The organism is Mycobacterium parascrofulaceum ATCC BAA-614 (genome assembly GCF_000164135.1).
Lineage (GTDB): Bacteria > Actinomycetota > Actinomycetes > Mycobacteriales > Mycobacteriaceae > Mycobacterium > Mycobacterium parascrofulaceum.
In genome coordinates, this window is the sequence record NZ_GG770561.1 from 156,071 (window position 1) to 160,801 (window position 4,731).

General features: G+C 63.4%; 2 protein-coding genes, 2 pseudogenes and 1 other annotated feature. Of the genes and pseudogenes, 3 read left to right on the top strand and 1 reads right to left on the bottom strand.

Annotated elements, in window-relative coordinates; all coding sequences use genetic code 11:
* A pseudogene (locus HMPREF0591_RS28340) lies at positions 1 to 978 on the top strand (IS3 family transposase); the annotation flags it as partial.
* Positions 19 to 150: a sequence feature (AL1L pseudoknot), on the top strand. (Overlaps the previous pseudogene by 132 nt.)
* 479 nt (positions 979 to 1,457) lie before the next feature.
* Positions 1,458 to 2,798, top strand: a pseudogene (locus HMPREF0591_RS34755) (IS256 family transposase).
* A gap of 352 nt (positions 2,799 to 3,150) precedes the next feature.
* Here HMPREF0591_RS34755 and HMPREF0591_RS28355 read toward each other — a convergent pair.
* Positions 3,151 to 3,600 carry an SRPBCC family protein gene (locus HMPREF0591_RS28355; protein WP_007172254.1) on the bottom strand — a complete coding sequence of 150 codons (450 nt, stop codon included), beginning with the start codon at positions 3,598 to 3,600 and terminating at the stop codon, positions 3,151 to 3,153.
* Positions 3,601 to 3,915: 315 nt separating this feature from the next.
* On the opposite strand from HMPREF0591_RS28355, the gene HMPREF0591_RS28360 reads away from it, so the two are divergent.
* The gene (locus tag HMPREF0591_RS28360) at positions 3,916 to 4,617 is read left to right on the top strand and encodes a TetR/AcrR family transcriptional regulator (RefSeq protein WP_033721584.1); all 702 of its coding nucleotides are present in this window, start codon (positions 3,916 to 3,918) and stop codon (positions 4,615 to 4,617) included.
* Positions 4,618 to 4,731: the final 114 nt, after the last annotated feature.

The following is a 4,731-nucleotide window of genomic DNA, read 5'->3' on the forward strand; positions in this document are numbered from 1 at the left end:
CGAGATTCTGAAACGAGCGGCCAGTTTCTTCGGCGCGGAGCTCGACCGCCAACACAAGAAGTAGTCGACTTCATCGACACCCACCGTGGGGAATTCGGGGTCGAGCCCATCTGCACCGTCCTGCGCACCGCAGGGGTGTCGGTGGCCCCGAGTACTTACTACGACACCAAGGCACGGCCGCTGTCGGCACGGGCCCGTCGAGACGCCGAGCTGGCGCCCGCCCTGGTGGCGCTGTGGGACAACTACCGGGTCTACGGCGCCCGCAAGCTGTGGAAAGCCGCCCGCCGTGCCGGCCACGACGTCGGGCGAGACCAGGTCGCCCGACTGATGCGCGCAGCCGGCATCCAAGGAGCGCGGCGCGGCAAACGGGTCCGCACCACCAAACCCGACCTGACAGCGCCTCGCCACCCCGATCTGGTCAAGCGGAAGTTCACGGCGACTACGCCGAACCAACTGTGGGTCACGGATCTAACATTCGTGCCGACCTGGGCTGGGGTGGCGTATGTGTGCTTCATCGTCGATGCCTACTCCCGGATGATCGTGGGCTGGCGGGTGGCCTCCCACATGCGCACAACCATGGTGCTCGACGCGATCGAGATGGCCCGCTGGTCACGTGGAAACACATTGCCGGGCTTGACATGTCACTCCGATGCCGGGTCCCAGTTCACTTCCATCCGCTACGGTGAACGTCTCGCCGAGGTCGGTGCGGTGCCCTCGATCGGCACCATCGGGGACAGCTACGACAACGCTCTGGCCGAGACCGTCAACGGTTACTACAAGGCCGAGCTGATCTACGGGCCGGCTCACACCGGGCCCTGGAAGACCGTCGAGGACGTCGAGCTGGCGACCCTGGCCTGGGTGTACTGGCACAACACCAGCCGCCTACACAGCTACCTCGCCGACGTTCCTCCGACCGAGTTCGAAGCCACCTTCTACGATGCACAACGGACCGACCAACCCCTGATCGGAATCCAATAACCCGAGCCTCCGACAGAACCAGGGCGATTCATCACGCAGCTCCGGCGGATACCTCCTCAATGAACCACCTGACATGACTCCAACCTTCCCAAGAAGTGGAGTCTCCGGACATGCCGGGGCGATTCAGTGTGGAGCTCTTAAAGGCCATGGCCTGCATTCCAGACGGTCGCGACGAACGCTATAGTTATTGGCCATGAGATTAGATTCGATTCGCCGTTCGGGCGTTGTAGTGCTTGTCTTGGCCACGGCCTCGGTAGCAATGGTCGTGGAGGCGCTGGGGTGGCGCCGTTACCTTGTGCTGGGCACGGCCACACTAGCACTTGTCGTCAAGGCGGCGGGAGGGCGGCGTCGCCTCGGCGTCCGGCGCAGTCTGGGAAGAAAAGGCAAACGAACGGTCGCGTCCTAAAGCCGGTGTAAATGGGCCGGGCATAGGTTCTGCTTCGAGACCTACCAAGTCATCGAAGAAAGGACCTATGCCCGTGCCTGCACGAGTATCGCCGACTGATCGTGTTCGCGCCAAGATCGACGAGCTGTTCGCATCCGATCGTGAGCTGCCCGAGATTCTGGAGGAGGTGGCCCGGCTCGGCGCACAGTTGCTGATGCAGGCCGCGCTGGAGGCCGAGGTGACCGAGTTCCTCGGCCGTGACCGCTACCAACGCGCCGCGGCCGCGCCGGATGCGCAGCCCCGGGGCGCGCAATGGTTATCGGCCAGCGACGGTCAAGACCACCGTCGGCCCAGTCACCCTGGAGCGGCCCAAGCTGCGCGGCACGACCGCCGCGTTCGTCTCACGCCTGTTCGGCAAGCACGTCACCAAAACCAATGCGCTGGAATCGCTGGTGATCGCCTCGTTCGTGCGCGGACTGTCGGTGCGTGATGTCGAGGCCACCCTTGCCGATGCGCTCGGTGATCAGGCCGCGATCTCGAAATCGACTGTCTCGCAGGTATGCCAAGCGATAAAAACCGAGTACAACACCTGGGCGCGGCGCCCCTGGGCGATGTCGTGCTCGATTAGCTGTTCCTGGATGCCTCCTTCTTCCGGATGCATCCCGGCTCGCCGGCCGAGCCGATCCTGGCCGCGTGGGGCGTCACCACCGCCGGCAAGCCCGTCTTTGTTGGCCTGGCCCCCGGCGTGGTGGAGTCGACCGAGGCCTGGGCCGATTTCCTGACCGATCTCACCGACCGTGGGCTAGCGTGCCCGCTGCTGGTCATCTCCGACGGTGCCCGCGGCCTGATCGCCGCGATCGAGCAGGTCTTCCCGACCGCGCTGCGGCAACGCTGCCTGATCCAGCGGTTACGCAACGTGCTGGCCAAGATCCCGGCCGGGATGCAGGCCGAGATCCGCGACGGCTACTGGGCCTGCTTCGACACTGAGGACCTCAAAACCGAGCCCGGTCCGCGGCTGGTCGAACTGGTCGACGCCCGGCTGACCGCGTTCGCTACCCGCTACACGACCACCTACCCGGCAGCGATGAAGATCATGCTGACCGAGCGCGAGGGCCTGACCGCCTATCTGCGGTTCCCGCCCGAACATCATCACCGCATCCGCCACTCGAACTTCATCGAACGCACCTTCGGAGAAACCCGCCGCCGCGCAAAGGTTATCGGCCGCTTCCCTGGCGAGACCAGTTGTAACAGCATCGCCTGGGCCGTGCTCGACCGCGCATCCCGCGGCTGGCGCGGACTCACCATGACCCCCGCCGGGCTGCGCCAGCTCCAAGACCTGCGCCGCAGCCTGCTGCAACCACCCCGGCAACTGTGGCCCCAGCACACCCCGGACTTCGCTAGCAGCACCACCGAAACCGTCAGCGCCACCGCGTAGCATCACTCACCGAAGCCAGAACCTCCGCAGGCCGATTTACACCGGATTCCGGACGCCACCCAAACGAACTAGTGCCCTGAGTCATTAATTTTGGTGCAGTAGTTGCCGACGATGCTGATCAAGATTTGGTCGACGGTCTTGGTCCAGACGTATGGGGGCCCTCGTTCCGGGTTTCGACTACTGCGGTGATCGCCGCCCACTGCGAGGGGTACTGCGGATGCACCTCAGCGACCATGCGCACTGCACGCTCACGAAGCTCGTCGGGATACTTGCTCGGGCGTGCCATAACTCGAATCCTCCCAAGATCGGGAGTCTCCGGAAACGCCGGGACGGCTCAGTGTGTGGGAGCTGTTCAGCAGGTGCGTAGACATTGCCGACGCAGTGCTCGTTCAGTGTGTCGGATACCTGAACCAAGCAACGGCTCGATAGCGCGCTGGAGGACTTTGCCCGCGAGCCCACCGGGGAACTTGTAGTCGGCAGTTATGTCAACGCGGGTCACTGCTGATCCCATCGGCGTCGTGGCAACGGCTGCCAAGGCAACTATGCCGTTGTTGGTCACCAAGGCCTCTGTGATGCGCCGGCACGGCTCCCACTCGGTGATGCGACTCGTTCCGGTCATCGCGATTGGGCCGATCTTGCCGGTTCCTCGAAATTCGGCGCCGACCCCGTCTGATAGTTCGCCGATTGGCGTAATGGTGCGCAACCCAAAGACCCACTCCGGCATCCGGCGGTAGTCGACAGCGTAGTCGAAAACCGCCTCAGCCGGCAATTCTAGAGTGCCAGACGCGAACACCATCGTCATGCGCCACCAGCCCAGGCCAAAGACTCCGCCGTGGCATCGCCTACAGAATGATCCCTGCAGTCAGTGCGCATGGGTTGATGGTGGCATCACCGTCACAACCCGTCAATAGAATTGGATTTCGAATCTCCCTCGTGGTGGGTCGGCCGGCCGCTACGATGAATCGCGTTCATGATGGTGAAGACGGATCGTCACGCGCGGCGCGACGTTCAGGCGCTTCCAGGCGGGCACCGAGAGGCTCAACGCGTGAGGAGTTGCCTGACGCACCGTTGGCTTGTGCAGTAGCTTTAGCTTTTAGATTAGAATTTCGGGGTGTCGATGAACCTGGGTGCCGTGGGGCGGCTGCTACCGGAGTTGACCGGAGATGCCCGAGCCGATCGTTGGCGCGAGCATCGAGCTGCTGTGCGGGCGGAGCTGATAGAAGCGACGCTTCGCGCGATCGACGAGTATGGGCCTGACCTGTCCATCGACGATGTCGTAAAGACCGCGGGGATCCCCAGGCCCAAGCTGTATCGATTCTTCGCGGATAAGGACGCCTTATTCGCCGCGGTCGGCCAGCGGGTGCAGGAGATGATCATCGAGCAAGTCGTGCCGCAGTTTGATGCCGCCACCACGGCGCTGGAGCTGGTCAGCTCCGCGGTGGCCGCTTACGTCGGGCTCGTGGATAAGCGGCCTAATCTTTTTCGTTTCCTGGTGAATTCCCACTTCAGGGACGGGCGTTCGCCCGCGGATTTGATCGAGGGCGGCAGGCCGCTCTCGGACGCCACGGTGGATGTTTGGTCAGCCGCTATCGAGGCGCGTGGTGGCGAGGGCGCCAACTTTGAATATGTTGTGGATGCTGCTCTGGGAGCGGTGGGACTTGGTGTGCTGCGCTGGCTGAATTCCCCGACCGTCAGCAAGGATGCCCTTGTCGAAGAGTTGACCGCTTTTTTGTGGGGCGCCTTTTCGGCAATTGCGGAAGTGCGTGGGGTGCACCTCACTCCTGACACGAAGCTAGAGTCATCGGCCGAGGCAAATTAAGCGGTCGCTTTCCCAGTTCGGGCGGCTGGCGGCGCCGACATGCTGAACCTGCCCTGAACCGTAGAGGCATACACTACGAGGAGTGGATGTGCCGGAGACACGGATCGGGAGTGG